2 protein-coding genes are annotated in these 2,447 nt (G+C 73.0%); both read right to left on the bottom strand.

Translation table 11 applies throughout. From position 1 onward, the window contains the following. Nucleotides 1-235, bottom strand: a 235-nt coding sequence (locus ACTIR_RS26970; protein ID WP_034241171.1) for a DUF4192 family protein, incomplete at its 3' end; no start/stop codon positions are given. Nucleotides 236-322: 87 nt separating this feature from the next. After that, nucleotides 323-2,110: a Xaa-Pro dipeptidyl-peptidase gene (locus ACTIR_RS0119800; protein WP_084789629.1), complete on the bottom strand. Its 1,788-nt coding sequence runs from the start codon at nucleotides 2,108-2,110 to the stop codon at nucleotides 323-325. Nucleotides 2,111-2,447 lie beyond the last annotated feature (337 nt).

The raw sequence follows: 2,447 nt of genomic DNA, 5'->3' as shown, positions 1-2,447 counted from the left end.
CGACGGCGTCGTGTGCCAACGGGTTCCGCAGCCGCCGCGCCAGGTCCGGCTCGTCCCCCGGCGGGGGAAGGTCCGCCCGCAGGACCGCACCGATGCGCGTGCCCGTGGGCGCCCGGTGCCCGATGACGAGCACGGAGTCGGTGGGGCGGAAGCCGAGCAGCTGCGGGGTGGCCGCGAGCAGGTCCCCCGGCGCGCGCAGGTCGACCGTGGTCGGTGTCGTGGAAGGCGGTGTCATGGCTCCACGATGGCGGCGCCCGGCCGTCCGTGCGTGCCCGCACAGGGAGTTGTCCACAGCCTCGGCCGGGTGTGGACGACACCCCGGTCAGGCGGGGTCGAACGCCCCGCGCAGACTCCGCTCGCCCCCGACGACCGGCACCGTGACGGAGGTCCGGCGCACGTCGACCGCCAGGCCCGTCCCCGGATCGGGCCGCAACGTGAAGTCGTGGTCGCTGGACAGCACCACGAACTCCAGCCGGTGTCCGGTCTCCAGCACGTAGTCCTGCGGTTGCAGCTCGAACGCCACCCGGTACGGCACCCCCGGGTGCACGAACTGGGTGTGCCCGCGGTGGTGCCGGTTCTGCGGATCCGTCCACCCGCGGGTGATGACGTGCGCACTCCCGTCCGGCGCGCGGTCCACCAGCACACCGGTCACGTTGGCCGCGGGACGGTCGAACGCGATCCGCAGGTCCACCCTCGGCGTGCCGCTCAGCCGCACCGGCTTCCCGGCCGGATCCGTGGTGTAGGCCAACCGGTGCGGCGAGGCGGGAGCGTCCACGAGCTCCTCCACCGTTTCCGTGGCGTCGTCGGTGAGCTCTTCGAACACCGGCCTGCCCCGGTCCGGTCGGGGGTCGAGCCCACCGCGCTCGGCACCGCCCGCCCTCGGATGCAGGGTGGCGTCCGCGGCACCGGGCGCGGGCCAGTCGGCCTCCCGGGTCCAGGTGCCGTCCTCCCGCTGGACGGTGGCCCGCGGTCCGGCGTCCGCGCCGTTGTCGATGCCGTACAGATAGTGCGAGAACCAGCGGTTCAGGGTGCTCAGCCAGACGTCCCGGCGCAGGTAGTAGGGGTCGGTGTGCCCGGACTGGTGCAGCCAGATTTTGCGTTCGACCCCGTTGCGGGCCAGCGCCTCGTACCAGTCCGCCACCTGACTGACGGTGACGTTCCAGTCACCGAGGCCGTGCACCGCGAGCACCGACGCGCGCACCCGGTGGGCGTCGTCGAGGTAGTTCCGCTCGTGCCAGAAGGCGTTGTGGTCGCCGGTGACCCGGTCCTGGCGGGCCGCGAGTTCGTCGATGACGGGGCGGCAGATCTCCCGGTCCTCGCGGGTGTAGACGTACTCGGCGAGCACGTCGGCGTCCTCGCCCTGGAAGCCACCCGGCGCGACGACGGCCCCGTTCTCCCGGTAGTAGTCGTACCAGTCGGAGATGGCCGCGATCGGCACGATCGTCTCCAGGCCGTCGATCCCGGTCGAGGCCACCGCGTTCGGCAGGGTGCCGTTGTACGACACCCCGATCATCCCGGCCTTGCCGGTGCTCCAGTCGGCGGTGACGGGGGCGCCCTCGGCGTCCCGTGCCGGGGCCCGCCCGTTCAACCAGTCGATCACGGAGGCGGCGCCGACGGTCTCGTTCTCCCCGCCGGTCGTGGGACACCCGGTGGACTCCCCGGTGCCCAGCGACTCGGCGTAGACCACGGCGAAGCCCCGGGAGAGGAAGTAGTCCTCGTAGCGGGAGGTGATCCGCGGGTCCGGCCCCGCGGGGCGGGTGGGAACGTGCAGTTCCACGTCGACGTCGTGGTTGGTCACCGGGTTGCCGCCGGAGAAGTACGGACTCGCCTGGTACACCACCGGGACCCGCAGGCCCTGCTCGGTGGCGCGCGGCCGCACCACCTCGACGTGCACCCGGTCGTCGACGCCGTCCCGGTCGCTGTCGACGTCCGCGCGGACCCATGCCTCCTCGCGCACCGCGTCGCCGGGGTCGAACACCGGCTGTGCCTGCCCGTCCTCGAAGACGGGTTCCGTGGGCCCGGCGGCGGGTTCGGCCGTGGCGGTGCCGGCCAGGAGTGGCAGCGCGACCACCACCGCGACGGACAGCAGGGACAGACGTGAACGCGGCACAGGTGACCCCCGGTCGGACGGTTGGCACGGACGGTGAGCGAGTGGTGTCGACCATTGCCGCACCGGTGGTCGGTGTCAAGGGAACAGGCGGGCGGAACCGACGAAAGACGGTAACCGCACCCACCGCGCCGTGTCCCGGCTCCACCACCGTCCGTCGATCGTGTTGAAGCCCGTCGACCGACCGGGTTCCCTGGAGGGGTGAGACGACGCTCGGTGTCGATCGGGCTGGTCACGGCCGCCCTGGTCACCGTCCTGTCCTGCTCCGGTGGTACCGACCCGGTGCCCGGCGGTGTCGGCGGGCCCGGGGACGCCGGTTCCGGAGCCGCCGTCCCGGCGT

Source organism: Saccharomonospora iraqiensis subsp. iraqiensis (genome assembly GCF_000430445.1).
Classification (GTDB): domain Bacteria; phylum Actinomycetota; class Actinomycetes; order Mycobacteriales; family Pseudonocardiaceae; genus Saccharomonospora; species Saccharomonospora iraqiensis.
Note: the sequence above shows the minus strand (reverse complement) of the source record. Positions and strands in the feature narration are given on the sequence as shown.